The 20,286-nt window shown below is 55.2% G+C and carries 17 protein-coding genes and 3 tRNA genes; 13 read left to right on the top strand and 7 right to left on the bottom strand.

Annotated elements, in window-relative coordinates; translation table 11 throughout:
- Positions 1-5: 5 nt before the first annotated feature.
- The 3 genes from MWU60_RS04395 to MWU60_RS04385 form a co-directional block, all read right to left on the bottom strand.
- The gene (locus MWU60_RS04395) at positions 6-707 is read right to left on the bottom strand and encodes a DUF3307 domain-containing protein (RefSeq protein ID WP_247225899.1); all 702 of its coding nucleotides are present in this window, start codon (positions 705-707) and stop codon (positions 6-8) included.
- Between the two features lie 153 nt (positions 708-860).
- Entirely contained in the window at positions 861-1,463 is a 603-nt protein-coding gene (locus MWU60_RS04390; protein WP_247225897.1) for a hypothetical protein, read from the bottom strand.
- Between the two features lie 80 nt (positions 1,464-1,543).
- Positions 1,544-1,906, bottom strand: a complete 363-nt coding sequence (locus MWU60_RS04385) for an SUF system Fe-S cluster assembly protein (protein ID WP_247225896.1) — start codon at positions 1,904-1,906, stop codon at positions 1,544-1,546.
- Positions 1,907-2,434: 528 nt separating this feature from the next.
- Here MWU60_RS04385 and MWU60_RS04380 point away from each other — a divergent pair.
- From MWU60_RS04380 to tgt, 3 genes are all read left to right on the top strand, one after another.
- Entirely contained in the window at positions 2,435-3,940 is a 1,506-nt protein-coding gene (locus MWU60_RS04380) for a phosphate ABC transporter substrate-binding/OmpA family protein (protein WP_247225895.1), read from the top strand.
- 147 nt (positions 3,941-4,087) lie between these two features.
- Positions 4,088-5,158 (top strand): glycosyltransferase, encoded by a 1,071-nt coding sequence (locus MWU60_RS04375; RefSeq protein ID WP_247225893.1) that lies wholly within the window; start codon positions 4,088-4,090, stop codon positions 5,156-5,158.
- A 52-nt stretch (positions 5,159-5,210) separates the two neighbouring features.
- The gene (gene tgt, locus MWU60_RS04370) at positions 5,211-6,341 is read left to right on the top strand and encodes a tRNA guanosine(34) transglycosylase Tgt (RefSeq protein ID WP_247225891.1); all 1,131 of its coding nucleotides are present in this window, start codon (positions 5,211-5,213) and stop codon (positions 6,339-6,341) included.
- Here tgt and MWU60_RS04365 read toward each other — a convergent pair.
- Both MWU60_RS04365 and MWU60_RS04360 read right to left on the bottom strand, forming a co-directional pair.
- Positions 6,302-7,243 (bottom strand): hypothetical protein, encoded by a 942-nt coding sequence (locus tag MWU60_RS04365; RefSeq protein ID WP_247225888.1) that lies wholly within the window; start codon positions 7,241-7,243, stop codon positions 6,302-6,304. The two genes, tgt and MWU60_RS04365, sit on opposite strands and share 40 nt — an antisense overlap.
- A 136-nt stretch (positions 7,244-7,379) precedes the next feature.
- Positions 7,380-7,456: transfer RNA gene (locus MWU60_RS04360), tRNA-Asp, on the bottom strand.
- Positions 7,457-7,799: 343 nt separating this feature from the next.
- Here MWU60_RS04360 and lon point away from each other — a divergent pair.
- The 6 genes from lon (at position 7,800) to MWU60_RS04330 (ending at position 12,851) form a co-directional block, all read left to right on the top strand.
- Entirely contained in the window at positions 7,800-10,205 is a 2,406-nt protein-coding gene (gene lon, locus MWU60_RS04355; RefSeq protein ID WP_247225887.1) for an endopeptidase La, read from the top strand.
- 413 nt (positions 10,206-10,618) lie between these two features.
- Entirely contained in the window at positions 10,619-10,912 is a 294-nt protein-coding gene (locus tag MWU60_RS04350) for an HU family DNA-binding protein (RefSeq protein WP_247225885.1), read from the top strand.
- Between the two features lie 39 nt (positions 10,913-10,951).
- The gene (locus tag MWU60_RS04345) at positions 10,952-11,506 is read left to right on the top strand and encodes a histidine phosphatase family protein (RefSeq protein ID WP_247225883.1); all 555 of its coding nucleotides are present in this window, start codon (positions 10,952-10,954) and stop codon (positions 11,504-11,506) included.
- Between the two features lie 42 nt (positions 11,507-11,548).
- A tRNA-Val gene (locus tag MWU60_RS04340) sits at positions 11,549-11,624 on the top strand.
- Positions 11,625-11,762: 138 nt separating this feature from the next.
- On the top strand, positions 11,763-12,701 hold the full coding sequence (locus MWU60_RS04335; RefSeq protein WP_247225882.1) for a pirin family protein: 939 nt from the start codon (positions 11,763-11,765) through the stop codon (positions 12,699-12,701).
- A 73-nt stretch (positions 12,702-12,774) separates the two neighbouring features.
- A tRNA-Asp gene (locus tag MWU60_RS04330) sits at positions 12,775-12,851 on the top strand.
- A 50-nt stretch (positions 12,852-12,901) separates the two neighbouring features.
- Here the strand turns inward: MWU60_RS04330 and MWU60_RS04325 are convergent.
- Both MWU60_RS04325 and MWU60_RS04320 read right to left on the bottom strand, forming a co-directional pair.
- Complete coding sequence (locus tag MWU60_RS04325) at positions 12,902-13,843, bottom strand: hypothetical protein (protein WP_247225881.1); 942 nt, start codon at positions 13,841-13,843, stop codon at positions 12,902-12,904.
- A 345-nt stretch (positions 13,844-14,188) separates the two neighbouring features.
- On the bottom strand, positions 14,189-15,562 hold the full coding sequence (locus MWU60_RS04320) for a M20/M25/M40 family metallo-hydrolase (RefSeq protein ID WP_247225880.1): 1,374 nt from the start codon (positions 15,560-15,562) through the stop codon (positions 14,189-14,191).
- 326 nt (positions 15,563-15,888) lie between these two features.
- Between MWU60_RS04320 and hemA the strand changes: the two genes are divergently transcribed.
- From hemA to MWU60_RS04300, 4 genes are all read left to right on the top strand, one after another.
- The gene (hemA, locus tag MWU60_RS04315; protein ID WP_247225878.1) at positions 15,889-17,112 is read left to right on the top strand and encodes a 5-aminolevulinate synthase; all 1,224 of its coding nucleotides are present in this window, start codon (positions 15,889-15,891) and stop codon (positions 17,110-17,112) included.
- A 116-nt stretch (positions 17,113-17,228) separates the two neighbouring features.
- Positions 17,229-18,422, top strand: a complete 1,194-nt coding sequence (locus MWU60_RS04310) for a helix-turn-helix domain-containing protein (RefSeq protein WP_247225876.1) — start codon at positions 17,229-17,231, stop codon at positions 18,420-18,422.
- A gap of 82 nt (positions 18,423-18,504) precedes the next feature.
- On the top strand, positions 18,505-19,629 hold the full coding sequence (gene ispG / locus MWU60_RS04305) for a flavodoxin-dependent (E)-4-hydroxy-3-methylbut-2-enyl-diphosphate synthase (RefSeq protein ID WP_247225875.1): 1,125 nt from the start codon (positions 18,505-18,507) through the stop codon (positions 19,627-19,629).
- Between the two features lie 162 nt (positions 19,630-19,791).
- The gene (locus tag MWU60_RS04300; RefSeq protein WP_247225873.1) at positions 19,792-20,220 is read left to right on the top strand and encodes a DUF4399 domain-containing protein; all 429 of its coding nucleotides are present in this window, start codon (positions 19,792-19,794) and stop codon (positions 20,218-20,220) included.
- Positions 20,221-20,286 lie beyond the last annotated feature (66 nt).

Genomic DNA, 20,286 nt, shown 5'->3' with positions numbered 1-20,286 from the left:
CGCACTCAAGATGGCGTGGGGTCCAGCCCGTAGAACGTGATGAGTGATAGTGTCGCAAAGCTGACCAGCAAGGCCCATCCGAAAGAGGCAAGCGTGCCGATAATCACGTATTCGCCTGCCTTTTGATCCTTGGACGCGGTATCAAAGCGCAGCACCGATTTGGCGGCGATCAGAAAACCGATCCCGCCGGGTTGTCCGGCCATCACCATCAGGAAGATCAAAGCCCTTTCCAGAAGGCCGATCATACGTCCGGCCTCTGGCAGACCTTGTTGTGGCATCGTGTCGAAGTCTTGCATCAATAGTCCGACGGCGGGGCCACCTGCATAGACACAAAGGATGGTACCGACTGTGATGGCCATCAGGTATTGGGCCCAAATCGTGGCGTCCGGCCAAAGCGCCCCAAGTTCAGGCCAAAACCACAACACGCCAGCTATTGTCGCAAAATGCGCCAATTGGTCAGCGATGTAGGCCCAGAGCCTGTCAGGCGCGAGGTGTGTTTTGATTAAGTCGATGCAAAGGTGGAGGGCCGCGATCGTCAACGCTGGCATGATCTCTCCGCCCAGCGCAATCAACGTTAGCAGGAAAACGACGCCGATATGTGCGGCCATTGCTGCAGGTTTTTTCTTGTTGGCGATAATCCAGCTGTTTTGCAGCGGATAGTCAGCAAGCACATGGGCCAGCAAAAGGGCGAGGGCGGTGGTTAGCATGGCGTGGCGCACCGCTCTTGCTGCAAGTGACAGCCCTGATAGAAGACAGTCGTATATGCCTGTCTATTCAAAAGACAGCCATATTCGCCTGTCATTAAGAAAGGCAGTTGCATATGACTGTTTCTTGCATAAACAGCCAAATATGGCTGTCGGCTATGCATCAAGCACCTCGCAGGCTTCGATCAACGCATCAATACCAGATGCTTCAGCATGTTGTTGGATGGTCTGTTTGGTCACATCTAAAGACGCGGCCAAAGCGGCTTGCGATGGGTTTTCAGGATCAAGTGCCAAAAGCGCCACCTCCGCCTGTGCCTCGGTCCAGCGTTTGATGATCTCTTCGGCAAGGCGCAGTGCGACGGCAAGCGTGCTTTCATTGTCCACCACAATCATATCGCGCCTGCGCGGCATTGCTTCAAGCGCCTGACCTGATGCGGTGAAAACGGGCCCATGCGCGTCGGCCAGCGTGTCACCGGGGATCACCCCATCGCCCAGCGCAAGTGCGACGCGCGTGTCAAAGCGTTTGTCGGTCATGCGCACCGCCGCGCGGGCCGCAAAGACAGCGCGCAGCGCGAATTGCGGTGCGACGGCCATTTGCCAGCCATCACCACGATTGCGTGTCAGATAAGTGGGGGCATCCTGCCAACCGGCGATCAGATCAGAGGCCCGCTCTAAATTGGCAAAAATCCGGTCCAAACCGCCTTCAGGCAGCTGAGAAGATTTGACGATATCGCCTGTCAAAACGGCATAATTGGCCATTGGTCCCTCGCATTTGTCGCTATGCTGGCGCGGGCGGGGGGCAAGTGCAAGTCGCAATACCGGTGTAGAAATTGGCTGGGCTACATAAAGCCGAGTTCGAGACGGGCTTCGTCTGACATCATGTCCATGCCCCACTGGGGCTCGAACGTCATTTCGACATCGACCTGTTTAACGCCGGGCAACGGCTCAATCGCGTCGGCGACCCAGCCGGGCATTTCGCCTGCCACAGGGCAGCCGGGTGCGGTCAGCGTCATGATCACATTGACCGCGTTATCTTCCTTGATATCAATCGTATAGATCAGGCCAAGGTCATAGATATTCACCGGAATTTCAGGGTCATATACGGATTGGCAAGCCCGCACGACATCATCGTAAAGCGGATGGTCTGTTGTGGACGGCGCAATCATCGGCGCGCCTTCAAGCTGAGCATTGCTGTCTGTCATGATCTCGGTTCCCGATATACCTGAGCAAACATATAGGGTTTGGGCGGGAAGGCGTAAAGGGGGTGCGGCACAGCGTCGGTTATTGGGGGACCGCATCGTCAATCTGGGGCCGGGGGTTTTTTGACCTTAAGGCGTTGCAAGGTTGTAAAGCATCGCACTCTCGGCGGCTGACCATGAACAAAGACTGGCGATATTCGTCAGATGATAGGCCCATCACAAAATAGCGGCCACTTTCTTCATGCGTCTTGAAGCGCCAATTGTCCGGGTGTCAGGTCGGCAAAAATGCCTGCCGTACCGTAAGAATAGTGCAATTTGATGCAAAATTAGGCAGAAAATGCATGGATTGCCGTTATAGAAACACATTTGTCATGTTGACAACGCTTGTGAGATTTAACGAGGAACCTTCAGGTAATGCCACAGTTCAAGAAATTAAAGTACAAGGCTTTCACGAAAGCCATCACAGTTGCGGCGGGTTTATTTGCTATCGCGACCAGCCCAACGCTTGCTCAGCAAAGCGCTCCGATCCAATTGGAGTCAGTTGACGGCAGTATGTCGATCTCTGGTCAACTGCTGAGTTTTGAGAACAACACTTACATTGTTGAAACCGAAGATATCGGTACGCTTCGCATCAAGGCGAGCAGTGTGATCTGCACTGGTATTCTTTGCCCCGAAAGGCAGGAATACGGCCCCGAGTTTGGCATTTATGGATCGCGTACCGTTGGTACGACACTAATCCCGAACTTGCTGCGCGGTTATGCTGCGTCCGTTGGTGCCACCTATGAGATTGTAGCGACTGAGGATGCAGCCGAGCGGATTGTCAGGCTGACCAACGCTGATGGCACTTTACGCGCCGAGATTGATTTGCAAACACGTGGATCCGGCAGCGCTTTCCCAGCACTTGCCGAAGGACTAGCGGCCATTGGCGTCGCTGACCGCCGCATGAAGGACAGTGATGTCGAAAAACTGGCCGTCGCTGGTATCCCTGACCTGCGTGACACCCCCGATGAGACCGTTTTGGGCGTCGATGGCATTGTGATGATCGCCCATCCTGACAACCCTGTGCGGAACCTGACTTCGCTTGAAATCGCACAGATCTGGTCAGGCGAAATCACAAACTGGCTGCAACTTGGCGGTGGCAATGTGCCCATTACCGTCAACTCTTTCGGTGAAGGCTCTGGTGACCGTGCTGTTATGATGGACGCTCTGGTACGTCCGAATGGCCGTGACGAAACCGCTCAGGTCGTTCGCTGGAGCGCCTATCAGGACATGGTCGACGCCGTAATGGCTGATCGTGGTGGTATAGGATTTGTTGGCCGCTGGCTGGCGCGGACCAACGACGTGAACCTGCTCGCTATTCGTGAAGTTTGCGGATTGCTGTCTCCACCAACAGATTTCCGGATGAAAATCGAAGGCTATGCGCTGTCCCGCCGTCTTTATGCCTACACAACGCCGGGTATCATTCACCCTGAAGCGCAGGCGTTTCTGGACTGGACGCTGACAAGCGACGCACAGAGCTACATCAAGGAAAGCAACTTTGTTGACCGTGAACTTGAGCGGATGCGCCTGGAAGACATGGGAATGATGCTGGTGCACACTGCCGCTGTTGAGCCTGACTTTGACGGTGCTCAGTATTCCGACATGATGCAGCAGCTGCGCGGCGCGGACCGGTTGAGCACTTCATTCCGCTTCAACACCGGATCAAGCGTGCTGGACGTTGAATCCATTCGCAACATCCAAGAACTGGCCGAACGTATGGAAGCCGGTGAATTCGAAGGGCTTGAGGTCTTGCTGGTTGGTTTTGCCGACTCCGTCGGTGAGCGTACCCGCAACACAGCACTGGCGCAGAACCGCGCAGATGCAGTGAGCCGCGTTTTGGCCCAGTCACTCTCAGTTGCCAATGCGCAAAACCTGCGCCCCATCAGCTATGGTGAACTGCTGCCGCTGTCGTGCAACGACAGCGAAGTCGGTCGCGAGCGCAACCGCCGTGTCGAAGTATGGCTGCGCCTGCCCAACAGCCGGAACACCCTGCGCTGATCAACCGGTAGCGGCTACAAGAAATACCAAGGGCGTCGGCAAAGTGTCGGCGCCCTTTGCCTATTTGTGCACAGCATTAGCCTTTTGTGCGACGTGGCAGGCCCCATTTCGCCAAGAGGCTCAGATGGATAGCGGCCACGACATGACTTGTCATTTTTATTGAAATGTAACATTGCTACCACCTGTGAGTGTCCGGGGGGGCAATTGCTGTTGTTCGAAAAAGTAGGCATGCTCAAGAATAACTTTGCGAATAAACCGACGCGTTTTGTCAAAGATGCTTTTGTCCAGAAGCGCGTCGTCATCGCCATCTGTACGCATAACCGCAGCGACCTTCTGATGGCGGCATTGGATGCCGTATCCAAGCTCTATGTCGAAAGCTACTATGACGTCTCTGTTCTGATCGTCGAAAACGAAGTCGAACCAAAACTGGGCGACATATTGGGTGCATTGGACTTTCCCTTTACAATATACCACGTACATGAACCCAAACTGGGATTGGTATCGGCGCGAAACAGATCATTCGATGAGGCGGAGCGCTTGAAAGCAGACTGGCTTTGCCTGCTTGACGACGATGATGAGGTGCACGAGGACTGGCTGGTACGCTTTGAACAGGCGGCATCCGAGATTTCTGATTGTGAAGTTTTCATCGGCCGCGATGAAGAAAAGTTGCCCCCGGATTACTCGACCTACATTCGCCCAGCAGTGCGCCCAAATCTAAAGCTTGGAGCAACGCCTACCCTTCTCAAGACGGGTAACTGCATGATCAAAAAGCCGATCTTTCACAGTTCTGGCCATGGGTATCGTTTTGACAATCGGTTCAACCTGTCGGGGGGTGAAGATACAGAATTTTTTATGCGCCTGCGTCAAAGCGATATTCAGCTATGCCACGTTCCCGAAGCGATCCTCTACGATCTCAAGCATGGTGAAAAAACCAAATACAGCTACCATTTTCGCCGTAAGAGGTGGGAACACACAAATCTGTATTTCATTTATCGCATACATTTTGGGCCGGCTGTTGTACGGCGCATGCTGGTACGGGATCTGAACTTCAATATGGTGAATTTTTGCTTTGATGTCGTCAACGGAGCGTTGAAGATGATGTCCGACCCGGCCAAGATGCGCATACAGTTTGGCAGTGCAGGCCTGCGCATTGCAAAGATAGCTGCCATTTTTGACTATTGCTTCAAGGACCGTCCCACACCTTACGATGTGACCTAGTCGACGGGTTATCCCCCTTGGCAAACCCATCCAGATCAGTGCAAGAGGGGCCATGACCCAACGCTTTTCATTCGCCCTGAACGCCACCGACGGCAAAGCCCGGACCGGTGTGATCTCGACCCCGCGCGGGGATATTCGCACGCCAGCATTTATGCCGGTGGGTACGGCCGCAACCGTCAAGGCAATGATGCCTGAAAGTGTGGCGGCCACAGGTGCCGACATTCTGTTGGGCAATACATATCATCTGATGCTGCGTCCGACCGCCGAGCGGATCGACCGTTTGGGCGGCCTGCATAAGTTCATGAATTGGAACAAGCCGATCCTGACCGACAGCGGCGGCTTTCAGGTGATGAGCCTCGCCGATCTGCGCAAGATGACCGAGAAAGGCGTCACCTTCAAAAGTCATATCGACGGCTCTAAACATGAGCTGACGCCGGAGCGGTCGATGGATATCCAGAAACTGCTCGGCTCTGACATCGTGATGTGTTTTGACGAATGCCCGGCCTTGCCTGCGGATCGCAAGAGGATTGCCGCAAGCATGGAACTGTCGATGCGGTGGGCGCAGCGGTCGCGCGATGCCTTCGGCGACCGGCCCGGTTACGCGCTTTTTGGTATTCAACAAGGCGGGCTGGAAGAGGACCTGCGTGCGCAGAGTGCCGAGGCCCTGAAAGCGGTTGAGTTTGATGGCTATGCCGTGGGTGGCCTTGCGGTGGGAGAAGGACAGGAGGCGATGTTCAGCGTGCTGGATTTTGCGCCAGATCAGCTGCCCGTAGATAAGCCCCGCTACCTGATGGGTGTGGGTAAGCCTGATGATATTGTGGGCGCTGTGAAGCGTGGCATTGATATGATGGATTGCGTGTTGCCAAGCCGGTCCGGGCGCACAGGTCAGCTGTTCACCCGGCGCGGCGTCGTGAACATCAAGAACGCGCGCCATGCGGATGACCCGCGCCCTTTGGACGAACACTGCACATGCCCGGCCTGCACCAATTACTCTCGCGCCTATCTGCACCACGTGTTTCGGGCGCAGGAAATGATTTCGGGTATGCTGCTGACCTGGCATAATCTGCATTACTTTCAGGAAATCATGCAAGGCATGCGCGACGCGATTGCTGCGGGGTCATTTGCGGCTTGGGAGGCAGATTTTCACGAAGGCCGGGCGTTGGGAGATATCGCACCGGTCTGATGACGGCGGATAGCTTGGCGCATCACTGCACCTGTCGTTGAGTAATCCCGTTTGCCGGTTTCCTGTGCCTTCAGATGGTCGACTTGGTCGCCAAGGCCGTCACCAAACCACATGTGCATCCAAACGCTGAACGGCAGCTTGTTCGTTGTCATGGCAAGGGTGATATGCCGTGTATGACCATGATCCTGAATGGACAGGCTATAGGTGCCACCAATGACAGGCTGCTTTGGGGCGTCAACGTTTGTGTAGGTGTAGGCAAAGTGATGCGGCGCATCATGTTTGATGATCTGCATCTGTTGTCGCACCTCGAACTTGGCAAAGCGGTAGCGTGCGATTGATTTGTCGGGATCATCGGGGGCGTGTGTGATATCAATAAGCTTTTTGTCCCAATGCTGATCAATGAACGCAGCATCAACGACAAGTTCAGCCCATAGCTGTTCGATTGGCTTCGCGCTGTTGTAAGTCTCTTGCGCGACAAAGCGCAGCTTGGGCAATACACGATCATACAGGCGAAAGTAGAAAACGCAGAACAGCAAGACCCACCAGAGCAAACCACTAAAACGCGATATATCAACAAACCTGTCGGTGGCAGTAAGGAAGACACTGATAAGAAAGCCGACACAAACGCCAAGAAAGCCCGCTTCGACAATGCCGCGCCACCGCGTCGCAAAAAGAATGAAGAGGGCGGGGACGAACAGAAAAACTACATTTATGACGGACACGAAAAGCGCAAAGACCGCAAAGGACAGCCAGTAGAAATACTTGTTCTCAAAATAGTCAGTGACCGAGTAGGGAAGGGGGTAGTCGATACCATTCCAGAACACGGCCACCCAAAGCGGTGCACAGATGACCAGCGCGACAAGCATCAGCCGTCTTCTTTGGCGGTAAAGCTGAGCGAACATGCGTATCCTTACACTGCGGTTGCACCGCTCTGGTCTTCTAAAATTATGACGATTTCAGGACCATCTGCATCAGCAAATACTGTCAATGGCAGCGCAGCTGCCATTTTGGAGATATCAGTCTTCGCAGGAAAGGCAGTGGCGCGGTTGACGGGGCTCGAACCCGCGACCCCCGGCGTGACAGGCCGGTACTCTAACCAGCTGAGCTACAACCGCGCGTGATGGGCGGGATAATCGCGGATACGCAGACCGTCAACGCCAAATCCGCGCAATCTTATCCTTTTTCTGTGCACTGGCCGTCAAAATCATGCTCCGTCCGGATTTAGCTTCTTTAATGCGGGGTATGCATACAACCCAAACCGGATATTTACGCATAAAATTATCCGTTCTTTTTTGCCTTGCCCGCTTGCGGCGGCCTGCCAAGACGGGCACTCTGTCGCGTGCAATTGATGTGTTTGGTTGAAACCACTGCGACATCACCCCACATGTTGAGGCCAAGGAGACGCCCCACGTTGCCGCCAAGCGGGACAGGCGCGTCTTGCCAAAAAAGGAAAAGAGCATGCAAGAACCGTTGAGTTCATCCTACCCCGTCCTGCCGCTGCGCGACATTGTGGTGTTTCCGCATATGATCGTGCCGCTTTTCGTGGGCCGCGATAAGTCTGTCCGCGCTTTGGAAGAGGTGATGCAGGACGACAAACAAATCCTTTTGTCCAGTCAGGTTGACCCTGGCCAGGATGATCCGGATGAAGAAGGTATCTACAAGACCGGCGTGCTGGCGAATGTCCTGCAACTGCTGAAACTACCCGATGGCACTGTGAAAGTCTTGGTCGAAGGCCGCGACCGCGTAAAGATCACCGGATTTGTGCCAAATGACAGCTTCTTTGAGGCATCTTGCGCCTATCTGACCGAAACCGAAGGCGATCCGGCTGAGATCGAAGCGCTGGTGCGCAACGTCTCGGCTGAGTTTGAGCGTTATGCCAAGGTCAAGAAAAACATCCCAGAAGAGGCGATGGCTGCGATTGGTGAGGCGACTGAATCCGCGAAATTGGCAGACCTTGTTGCCGGGCACCTTGGAATTGAAGTGGACCAAAAGCAGGGGCTGTTGGAAACACTTTCCGTGTCCGAGCGTCTGGAAAAGGTCTTTGGCATGATGCAGGGCGAAATGTCCGTGCTTCAGGTCGAGAAGAAGATCAAGACCCGCGTCAAAACCCAGATGGAGCGCACCCAGCGCGAGTATTATTTGAATGAGCAGATGAAGGCCATTCAAAAGGAACTTGGCGACGGTGAGGAAGGCCAGAACGAGGTTGATGAGCTTGAGGCGAAGATCGCCGAAACCAAGCTGTCCAAAGAGGCCCGCGAAAAGGTTGATGCAGAGCTGAAAAAGCTTAAGAACATGTCGCCGATGTCAGCGGAAGCCACCGTTGTGCGCAACTATCTGGACTGGATCTTGGGCGTCCCGTGGGGCGTGAAATCACGCACCAAAAAGGACCTGCATAAGGCCCAAGAGGTGCTGGACAACGACCACTACGGTCTTGAGAAGGTCAAAGAGCGGATCGTTGAGTATCTTGCGGTGCAGCAGCGTTCCAAGAAACTCAAAGGCCCGATCATGTGTCTGGTTGGACCTCCGGGTGTTGGTAAAACCTCGCTTGGTAAGTCGGTTGCGAAAGCCACGGGGCGCGAGTTTATCCGTATCTCCCTTGGTGGTGTGCGCGATGAAAGCGAAATTCGCGGTCACCGCCGGACCTACATCGGGTCGATGCCCGGTAAGATCATTCAGGCGCTGAAAAAGGCGAAAACCACGAATCCGCTTATCCTGCTCGATGAGATCGACAAGATGGGGCAGGATTTCCGGGGTGATCCGGCATCTGCGATGCTCGAAGTGCTTGATCCGGAACAGAACTCGACCTTTGTCGATCACTATCTGGAGGTTGAATATGACCTGTCGAACGTGATGTTCCTGACCACAGCGAACTCTTACAACATGCCGGGGCCGCTCTTGGACCGGATGGAGATCATTTCCCTCTCTGGTTACACCGAGGATGAGAAGGTCGAGATCGCCAAGCAGCACCTGTTGCCGAAGGTCATGAAAAATCACGGTCTGAAGGATAAGGAATTCTCGGTCGCTGATGATGCCCTGCTGGCGATGGTCCGTGTTTACACCCGTGAAGCCGGCGTGCGGAATATGGAGCGGGAACTGGCCAAAGTTGCGCGCAAAGCCGTGACCATGATCGTCAAGAAGGAGGCGGATATCATCAATGTAACCGCCGCTAATCTCAATGATTTCCTGGGCGTCGAAAAGCACCGCTTTGGGCTTGCCGAAGAAAGTGATCAGGTCGGTGTTGTCACCGGTCTGGCTTGGACGTCCGTGGGTGGTGAGCTTCTCAATATCGAAGCGCTGCGCTTGCCGGGCAAAGGACGGATGAAAACCACCGGTAAGCTGGGCGACGTAATGAAGGAATCGATTGATGCGGCCTCTTCTTATGTGCGCTCGATCGCGCCAGAGATTGGTGTGAAGCCGCCGAAGTTCGATACCATCGACATCCACGTCCACGTCCCCGATGGGGCGACACCAAAGGACGGTCCAAGCGCGGGTCTCGCGATGGTGACATCCATCGTTTCTGTTCTGACAGGCATTCCTGTGCGAAAGGATATCGCCATGACGGGCGAGGTTTCTTTGCGCGGCAATGCGATGCCGATTGGTGGTTTGAAAGAGAAACTGCTGGCCGCATTGCGCGGTGGGATCACGACTGTTCTGATCCCGCAGGATAACGCCAAGGACTTGCCGGAAATCCCGGACAACGTCAAAGAGGGGCTGACGATCATCCCCGTCACTCACGTATCCGAAGTGTTGGAACACGCGCTGGTCAGCAAGCCCGAAGCGATTGAGTGGGATGAGGCCGCAGAAGAAGCTGCCGCCGCTGCACTTAAAGCGCAAAGCGGTGGCGAGGGTGCCCGCGCGCACTGATGTCGCGTATTGATTTAGCATTGGGCGCCCCTTTCGAGGGGCGCCTTTTTTTCGCTTTCACTAAACTATTCTGCGCGCTGAGCCACAATCTGACAAACTGACGGCGCGAACTTAGTGGGTCCTGACCTTGGGTGTTGGCGCGGTTGCCGCAACGCGACAGATAGAGGTGTCTTCATTCCGGGGAGGGAAAGCCCCGCGAGAACAAGAGTTGCTTTGATGTCCTTTGCACGTTGAGTTGCCATCGTTGGAGGAACACCTGAGCAGAGAATACGATGATGCCATTAGCCCAAAAATTGCGTTATCGGCGACGGTTTAGCATTGCATTGTTCAATCTCACACGACAGCGTCGCAATCCGCTTGACGTTCCAACCTGAACGCGAGGTAATAGGCAAAGCGATTGAAGGATCAAAAATATGTCCATGCCGCCTGAAGACAGCACACCAAGATTGGTGAAGAAGCCGGAGCTTTTGGATGAGGTGGTATTACGTACAAACCTCAAGAAGCGTGATGTGAAGCCGACGGTCGAAGCCGCCCTTGCTGTGATTGGAGAGGCGTTGCGCGATGGTGCAGAGCTGAATGTGCCGCCTTTGGGGAAACTTCGGTTGGTCAAATCCAAGTCGCTTGAAAATGGTGCAGCGGTCATGACGCTTAAGCTGCGCACGCCCAAGAACGCGTCACTGGCGGTCGCGCCCGACGACGATGCCTAGCGCCACATGACCATTATTCCTGATTGTCAGAGCTGACGTATGTCGTATCCAGAACTCTATATTCTTCGCCATGGCGAAACCATTTGGAACGCCGAAAACCGGATGCAAGGTGAGCTCAACTCGCCCTTAACGGAAAAGGGCCTGCGTGATGCGGCAAGGCAAGGCGCTATTCTGGCAGAGCTTGAGTTGAAGCGCTTTGCTTTTCTTAGCAGCCCACAAGGGCGTGCCTTTCAAACGGCGGGTATCGCGCTTGCTGGCATTGCGGATCACATCCGCACGGACGACAGATTGCGGGAGATTGGAGTTGGAGACTGGTCTGGTCTTTTGCGTGACACGTTGCCAACACCCAAAAGACCGCACACATCACAATACGAAATTGCCCCGAATGGCGAAGGTTTTGCCCGTCTCAAGCTGCGCTGTCAGGACTTTCTGTCCGATTTGAGCGGCCCTGCCGTGCTTGTCACCCATGGGATCACCAGCAGCATGATCCGCGGCTTGGTTGTCGGCGAAAAGGCCCATGCAGTACCCGATACGCATGGTGGGCAGGGGCGCGTCTACCATCTTAAAGACGGTGAACAATTCCTGTTGGAATGAGGCTTGCACTGTCCGCACGGCTGGTCTAAACGATGCGGCGTCGGGTGATTAGCTCAGTTGGTAGAGCGCTTCCTTTACACGGAAGATGTCGGGAGTTCGAGCCTCTCATCACCCACCATACCTCAGCTTGATATTCGTCGCCTCACACCAAACCTATGGTTCTGTGCGTGTTTGCACAATTTCTCTTCGTGGAGCGGTCTAGCATTCAACTTGGCCCGATATATCTTTCCTTCTGTACCCATAAAGGAGCAAAGCGATGAGCTGGAACCCCGCCCTTGATCCTGACTGCCCGACCGGCGATGCCGTTGACGCGATTGAAACCGTGATCGTGCCCCGTGCCCGTGACTTGGGCGGCTTTGAGGTCCGCCGCGCGCTGCCTGCACCGCGCCGTCAGATGGTCGGTCCCTTTATCTTCTTTGACCAGATGGGCCCTGCGGAGTTCGTCACAGGTCAGGGAATGGATGTGCGTCCGCACCCCCACATAGGGCTGGCCACGGTGACGTATCTGCATCGCGGCGCTATCCACCACCGCGATAGTCTTGGCACTGACCAATGGATCGAACCGGGGGCGATGAACCTGATGATTTCGGGCCACGGGATCACCCACTCGGAACGCATGGATGGCGAGGCAATGAAGAAACCACAGAGCCTGTTTGGTATTCAGTCCTGGATTGCCTTGCCCAAAGGGGCCGAGGATCGCGAGGCGGCGTTTATTCACGCGCCCAAGGGTGACCTGCCTGTGATGGAGGGAGAAGGTAAACAAGTGCGCCTGATCATGGGCGACGCTTACGGCGAACGCGCGCCGGTCGAAACGCCGTCTGAGATGTTTTACCTCGACGCCGTGTTGGCGGCAGGCGCGGGCCTGCCACTGCCCGACAATCACGAGGACCGTGGGGCCTATGTGCTTGAAGGCTCTGTGGAAATCGCAGGCGAGACCTATGATCAGGGCCGCATGATGGTATTCCGCCCCGGTGATCGCGTGAGCATGAAAGCGGGCTCACAAGGCGCGCGCGTGATGTTGCTGGGCGGTGCCACGATGGAAGGCGAGCGCTATATCTGGTGGAATTTCGTGGCCTCAAGCAAGGAGCGCATCGAAGAGGCAAAAGAGGCTTGGCGCGCCGGCGATTGGCAAAACGGACGCTTTCAATTGCCGCCCGGCGATGACGCGGAATTTATTCCACTGCCGGATCGCTAAGGGCGCTTGACGGGGCGCGTTCCCCCACTTAGAAGCAGCCCACGTTCGGTCGCGATGCCGAACAAGTAGATGCGCGGTTGTAGCTCAGCTGGTTAGAGTACCGGCCTGTCACGCCGGGGGTCGCGGGTTCGAGCCCCGTCAACCGCGCCATTTTCTTTTATTTATGTTGATTGCTCTGCTGACCGCGCGGAGACTAAAAGCTATTGATAGTCGAACTGCTGCAGAACGAGGCCGGTCATCTCTTCCAGACGACGGTTGCTGTCAGCAAACCGGTTCTCATAAGCGTCATCAATTTGTTTGCGCCATGTCGTCTCAATGCGCCGGTCCAGCGCTGCAGGGGCGAGCCGGTTTATGATGTTCAGTACCTTGTCGACCACACGATGTGTCAGGCTGCGCTGAAACGTTAGAGGGCTGACTGTATAGAGCCCATTAAGCACTCTCGCTACCGTTAAGGCCGTTGCACCCCGTCCCACGTTGCGAGGTGCTGCGTCAACGTTCGTCGCGTCGGGGCGGTCCATCAGGCGACATATCACATTGGCATAACCAACAGGATCACTGCGCAGCATTTCGAGGGGCAAGGCCGTGCAGTTTGCTGCGCCGAAAGTGTTCCGGTAATGGGCGAGAGCGATGTCGTAACACAGAAACTCTGGCCGCAAGATCGGTCGCATTGAAAGCTCTTCTTTGCCAGTGCCGATGAAATCGCGCATCCTGTAGCGCCCATAGCGCAGGGCCTCGCGGTAGCCGGACAAAGCGAACCCCTCTTGGCGTCGGATGGTGATCAGCACTTTGACGTCCAGATCAAGCTGTTTCAGCTGCGCCAAAATCGCGGGGCCGCAGTAGTCGGACACCAAAGGGTCGCCCAAAAGGGTTTCTTCGGACCACACAGGGATAAGCCCGCGCATGCGAATTGGTTCCTCAAGTGCGCGCATCTCGGTTTTCAGGGCTTCGGCGTCAAAGTCATAGTCATTGCGGGCACGAAACCAACTGACGAGCAGTGCACGGTTTTGATCCCCGCCCACCAATGCAAATCCCAAGCTTTCATCAGCAAAGATGGTTTGCTGCAAATAAGTGGTGCCGGTCTTGATGTAGCCGACGTGAAGAAGTGCTGGACCCTGGTAACCGGCTGTTTCAGATGCACTCATAATTCACTCAATCCCAATACCGTAGCTATGGTGTCTTAGCATGGTCGTTGGCGCAGTGTACCCCGAATTCTGTCGTAGCGGTAAGCTTGGGTTTCAGCCAAATCAACAGCGTAGCTTTCCTCATTCCATCGGATCAATCGCATTTGCCAGCTTGATCAAATTGGTTGCGTAAAAACCTGCGGTGTTGATGCAATTTGTTTCTATCATCCTAAGACCCTCCGATGTCTTGCAGACATCAATGACATAGGCGCGGGCATCGCTGGGGTTTGCGTCAACAAGGTGTTGAGCATAGGCAAGCGCGTCATCTGTTCCAAAAAGTGAGGCAATTCTTGATCCACCTTGAACCTAAGACGTCATTGCATCCAAAATGCGTGCCCAGCTTCTGATCCCCTTATGGAATGACGACAGGTCATATTTTTCGTTGGGTGAGTGGATGGCGTCGTCGTCTTTTCCAAAGCCAATCAGCATCGCGTCCATGTCCAGGATGTCCTTGAAATGTCCTGCAATTGGGATGGACCCGCCGCAGCCGACGTAGGCCGCGGCGTTGGGCCATTCGTCGGATAGGGCTTTGCGCGCTTGATCGAAGGCGGGGTGCGTTGTTGTCATTTGCCCGGCGGCACTTGCCCCATGGTCGCTGAAGCTGACCGAACAATCGGCGGGCAGCATGCTTTGGACCATGTTGCGGAAACTCTCGCGGATTTTCAGCGGGTCCTGCGTGCCGACAAGGCGGAAGCTGATTTTGGCGTGCGCTTCGGACGGTAGCACTGTTTTGAAACCGTCGCCTGTGTAACCGGACCACATGCCGTTCACTTCGCAGGTGGGGCGTGACCAGATCATCTCCAGCGGGCGGCGACCGACTTCGCCTGCGGGCTCGGACAGGCCGACTTCACCAAGGAAGTGTTTTTCGTCGAATTTCAGGTCGTCCCATGCCGCGGCAAGTTCGTTGGAAAGCTCCGGTACACCGTCGTAGAACCCCGGCACGGTGATCCGTCCGTTGTCGTCATGCAGGGCTGCGATGATGCGTGCCAGAACGCGGGCAGGGTTCATGGCCAGCCCGCCATACATGCCAGAGTGCAGGTCTTTGTCGGGCCCCGTGATAGTTAGTTCTTCGCCCAAGAGACCGCGCAGTTGGGTGATGATCGCAGGTGTGCTGTCGCCGTAAAGGCCGGTGTCACAGATCAGTGCGATATCGGCTGTCAGTTCCTCGCGGTTTTCTTCCATGAAGGGGGTGAGAGAGGGTGAACCTGATTCCTCTTCGCCTTCGAAAAAGATCGTAATGTTGGCGGGCAGGGTGCCGTGCTCTGCTTTCCATGCGCGGCAGGCTTCGACAAAAGTCATCAGCTGCCCTTTGTCGTCTGACGATCCGCGGCCGCGAATGACTTGGCCTTTGGCGGTGTCTTCGACTTGCGGGTCAAAAGGGTCGCGGTCCCATAATTCAAGTGGATCAACGGGTTGCACGTCGTAGTGGCCGTAAAACAGAATGTGCGGGCCGTCGCCACCGGTATGGGCCACGACCATCGGGTGTCCTGTCGTGGGCCGCTTGGAGGCCTCGAACCCGATGGATTGCAGGTCAGCAACAAGCCAGTCGGCTGCGGTGTCACAATCGCTTTTGTAGGCGGGATCGGTCGAGATGGAGGGAATGCGCAAAAGCTCTAGGAGGCGCGCAGTCGCTTGGGGCAGGTCCGCGTCAATACGGGCGAGCACGGGGGTGAGGGTCATGGCTGTTACCTACTTCTTAAGTGTTTCGCGTAACGTTGTCGGAATTGCGCATTAGGTCAATGGCGCAAAAAGAGGTGCGCTGCGACTCGCGCCTTTGGCGCTGACCCCGAAGTTTGATTGGACGCGGAAAATGATCAGTTTGGATATTTTTACGCAGCCTTTGATGCAAATCAATGAAGCACGTCGTCAGACCTTTCATCAATGATGTGACGTGTCGCGACACTTTGTAACGTCTTGCCCCGTGCTGTCGCGCTCTATATGAGGTTTAGAACGATTCAAAGGCCTGCCGAAAGGGTGGTTTTTGTACCGAAGTAAAGGACGACGACGTGGACTATAACGCCCAGTTGGATACAGCGATTGAACGTTTGCACGAAGAAGGTCGCTATCGGACTTTCATCGACATTGAACGAAAACGCGGTCAGTTTCCCCATGCAACATGGCGAAAGCCTGATGGCTCTGATGCCCCCGTAACGGTGTGGTGCGGTAACGACTATCTTGGCATGGGTCAGCATCCGTCCGTATTGGCGGCGATGCATGAGGCGATTGATGCAACCGGTGCGGGCTCTGGCGGGACACGTAATATTTCCGGCACGACGGTCTATCACAAGCGGCTTGAGGCAGAGTTGGCCGATTTGCATCGCAAGGAAGCGGCCTTGCTTTTCACCTCCGCCTATATCGCCAATGACGCCACGTTAAGCACACTGCCAAAGCTGTTTCCCGGTTTGATCATCTATTCTGACGCTTTGAACCACGCGTCGATGATCGAAGGTGTTCGTCGCAACGGCGGTGCCAAACGCATTTTCCGTCACAATGATGTGGCCCACCTGCGCGAGCTGCTGGCGGCTGACGATCCTGCCGCGCCAAAGGTGATTGCATTTGAATCGATCTATTCGATGGATGGCGATTTTGGCCCGATTGAAGAGATCTGCGATCTGGCGAATGAATTTGGTGCGCTGACCTATATCGACGAAGTGCACGCCGTTGGCATGTACGGCCCCCGCGGCGCGGGTGTGGCCGAGCGTGATGGGTTGATGGGGCGCATCGACATTATCAACGGCACACTGGCGAAAGCCTATGGTGTGATGGGCGGTTATATCGCGGCAAGCGCGAAAATGTGTGATGCAATAAGATCTTATGCGCCAGGATTCATCTTTACCACATCCTTGCCGCCCGCTGTTGCAGCCGGTGCTGCGGCCTCGGTTGCGCATCTGAAAACCGATCAAGCATCGCGCGAACGGCATCAGACGCAGGCAAAAATTCTTAAGCTGCGGCTGAAAGGGATGGGTCTGCCGATCATTGACCATGGCAGTCATATCGTGCCGCTGATCGTGGGCGACCCTGTTCATACAAAGAAATTGTCAGATATGTTGTTGTCCGAGTTCGGAATTTACGTGCAACCGATCAACTTTCCCACGGTTCCACGTGGGACAGAGCGGTTGCGGTTTACGCCTTCACCCGTACATGGCCCACGTGAAATGGATGCTTTGGTGGGCGCTTTGGATGATCTTTGGTCACACTGTGCGCTAAATCGCGCTGAGCTTGCCGGATAACATAATATAGACCTGTGCATAACTTTGTAGGACGTGTTATTTAAGTGCTAGGCGCTTGTATTGTTTCGATTCGTTGGACGATTGGCGCTTAGGGGCATTGAGCGGCGGGACAGTCGATGATCGGGAAGACCTTCAAGCGTGCGGACGCGTCGGAGGACGTACAAACCATAGGGTTTGACGCCTACGATTTACGTTTGGGCGATTTGATGCGCGGTGAACGTGCGACAATGGGCAAAAGCCTGTTGGACGTCCAACGCGAGCTCAAGATCAAAGCCGCCTATATTGCCGCCATCGAAAATGCCGATCCTTCCGCTTTTGATACCCCCGGATTTATTGCGGGCTACGTGCGGTCATACGCCCGTTATCTGGGCATGGACCCCGATGACGCATTTGCGACTTTCTGCAAAGAAAGCGGATTTGTAACGGCGCATGGTATGTCTGCCGAGGCATCATCGCTAAAAGGAAAAAGTTTCGATCCTGCCTCAACGCCTTTGGGCAAAGATATTTTTTCATCCTCCGCCACGCCCTTTATTCCCGCAGGCGAGGCCGTGTTTTCAGGCGTTGAACCGCGCGCGATAGGCTCAGTTGCCGTATTGATCGCGCTGATCTCAGCCTTGGGATACGGTGGCTGGACCGTGCTGCAAGAGGTGCAAAAGGTACAGTTTGCACCGATCGAGCAGACACCCGTTGTCTTATCCGATCTCGACCCGCTGGCAGGTGCTACGAATGCGATTGAGACGAATGATGCTCTAGCCGGTTTTCAGGCTCCAACAGCACAGGCGTTGGATCGGCTTTATCGGCCACAAGCTTTGGACGTGCCTGTGCTTGTGGCGCGTGATGCACCAATTTCGACACTCAGCCCAGGTACAATCGGAGCGCTGATGCCTGACGTGGGTGTACCGGAGGTGCCGGAACTGAGTGTTGCGAGTGCTGATTTGCCGACACCACCTGCGATCCAAGTCGTTGAACCGGATGTGCCCGAGTTGCAGTTGGTCGCTGTGCGCCCTGCGTGGGTCCGTGTACGCTCTGCCGATGGTACGGTGATTTTTGAAGGTGTGATGGAGCCGGGACAGAACTTTGTGGTTCCGGCAACAGAAGAACCTGCCACGCTGCGTGTGGGTGAAAGCGGCGCGATGTATTTTGCGGTGAACGGCGTGCATTATGGGCCGGTTGGCCCGTCGGGAGTTGTGACCTCGAACGTGGCTTTGACGACCCAAAGCCTGACAGAGACCTACGCCGTTGCCGATTTGACAGCGGATGATGATCTGGCCGAGATCGTCAATGTGGCTGAGGTCGCGGTGGACGAATAATCGCAGTCCCGAGCGCTTGCTGAGACGGCGCGCGCGGCATAGGTTACCGACAACAGATTTGTAGTCGAAAGCCGGAATTCCGATGTCTTTGAACCATATTCGCCCTTGGCGTAACATCTACCGCCGCAAATCGCGTCAGATTATGGTGGGCAATGTGCCTGTAGGGGGTGACGCGCCGATTTCCGTGCAAACCATGACGAACACGTTGACCACGGATGTCAAAGGGACGATCGCGCAGGTGAACGCCGCAGCCGAGGCAGGTGCAGACATCGTGCGTATTTCTGTGCCGGACGAGGCATCAAGTGCGGCGCTGAAGCTGATCGTGCCGGAAGTATCTGTGCCTATCGTGGCCGATATCCACTTTCACTACAAACGCGGGATCGAAGCGGCAGAGGCGGGGGCCGCCTGCCTGCGCATCAACCCCGGTAACATCGGTGACGAAAAGCGCGTGAAAGAAGTGATCAAGGCAGCCCGCGATCATAATTGTTCGATCCGCATTGGCGTGAATGCCGGTTCCTTGGAAAAGCACCTGCTGGACAAATATGGTGAGCCTTGCCCCGATGCGATGGTGGAAAGCGGACTCGATCATATCAAGATACTGCAGGACAATGATTTCCACGAATTCAAGATTTCTTGCAAAGCCTCTGACGTGTTTATGGCGGCCGCCGCCTATCAACAGCTGGCCGAGGCGACGGATGCGCCTATCCACCTGGGCATCACTGAGGCGGGTGGTCTGATCAGCGGCACTGTTAAATCTGCCATTGGCATGGGCAACCTGTTGTGGATGGGAATTGGTGATACGATCCGTGTTTCATTGTCGGCTGATCCCGTCGAAGAGGTGAAGATGGGTTTCGAGATTTTGAAATCGCTCGGCCTGCGCCATCGCGGTGTGAACATCATCTCCTGCCCGTCTTGCGCGCGTCAGGGGTTTGACGTGATCAAGACAGTAGAAGCGCTCGAAAAGCGACTGGAACATATCAAGACACCGATGTCGCTGTCGATCATCGGCTGTGTGGTGAATGGCCCCGGTGAGGCGCTGATGACTGATGTGGGCTTTACCGGCGGTGGTGCCGGGTCTGGCATGGTCTATCTGGCCGGCAAGCAAAGCCATAAGCAGTCTAACGACGAAATGATCGAACATATCGTTGAGCAGGTCGAAAAGAAGGCTGCTGAACTCGAAGCGCAAAAGGACGTGGCTGCAGAGTAGCCGCAGACCCGCAAGTCTGTCGCGTATCGGTGTTTCACGCGCAAGCGCCCTTTCATTTTCCGGTGATGTTAGGCCTTGCCTACAGGTAGTTGCATTGTTTCTGGCGCTATTGGGCCTAGTTCTATGATTACATCATCAAGTTCAACGGATCGGGAGGATTACATGAAATACCTTGCTCAAGTTATTGCCGCAGCCACCCTGCTTGCCAGCCCATCCTTTGCAGACGGGCATCGCAGCCCGGCGCCTGAGGGTGCAAAAGCCTATATCATTTCGCCAACCGATGGGGCGACCGTGCCAAACCCGGTCACGATTGTGTTCGGGCTTGAGGGCATGGGTATAGCGCCCGCAAATGTTGAGATCGAGAATACGGGCCATCACCATTTGCTGATCAATATCGACCCTACGACGCTTGATATGGAGGCTGGTCTGCCTGCAACTGATCAGATTGTTCACTTTGGTGGTGGTCAGACACAGGTGACCAAGGATTTGCCTGCCGGCACCCATACGCTGCAACTCTTGCTGGGTGATTGGACACATGTACCTCATGACCCGCCTGTCATGAGCGAAGCGATCACCATTACGGTAAACTGAATGGACCGACAGTGCGGTGGTTTTGACGTCTCGTAAAGCGTTACACGGCGCTTGCCCATTGACGCC

Origin of the sequence: Yoonia sp. F2084L, assembly GCF_023015625.1 — a bacterium.
In the GTDB taxonomy this organism is placed as follows: domain Bacteria; phylum Pseudomonadota; class Alphaproteobacteria; order Rhodobacterales; family Rhodobacteraceae; genus Yoonia.
This window is presented reverse-complemented; position numbering and strand designations above follow the sequence as displayed.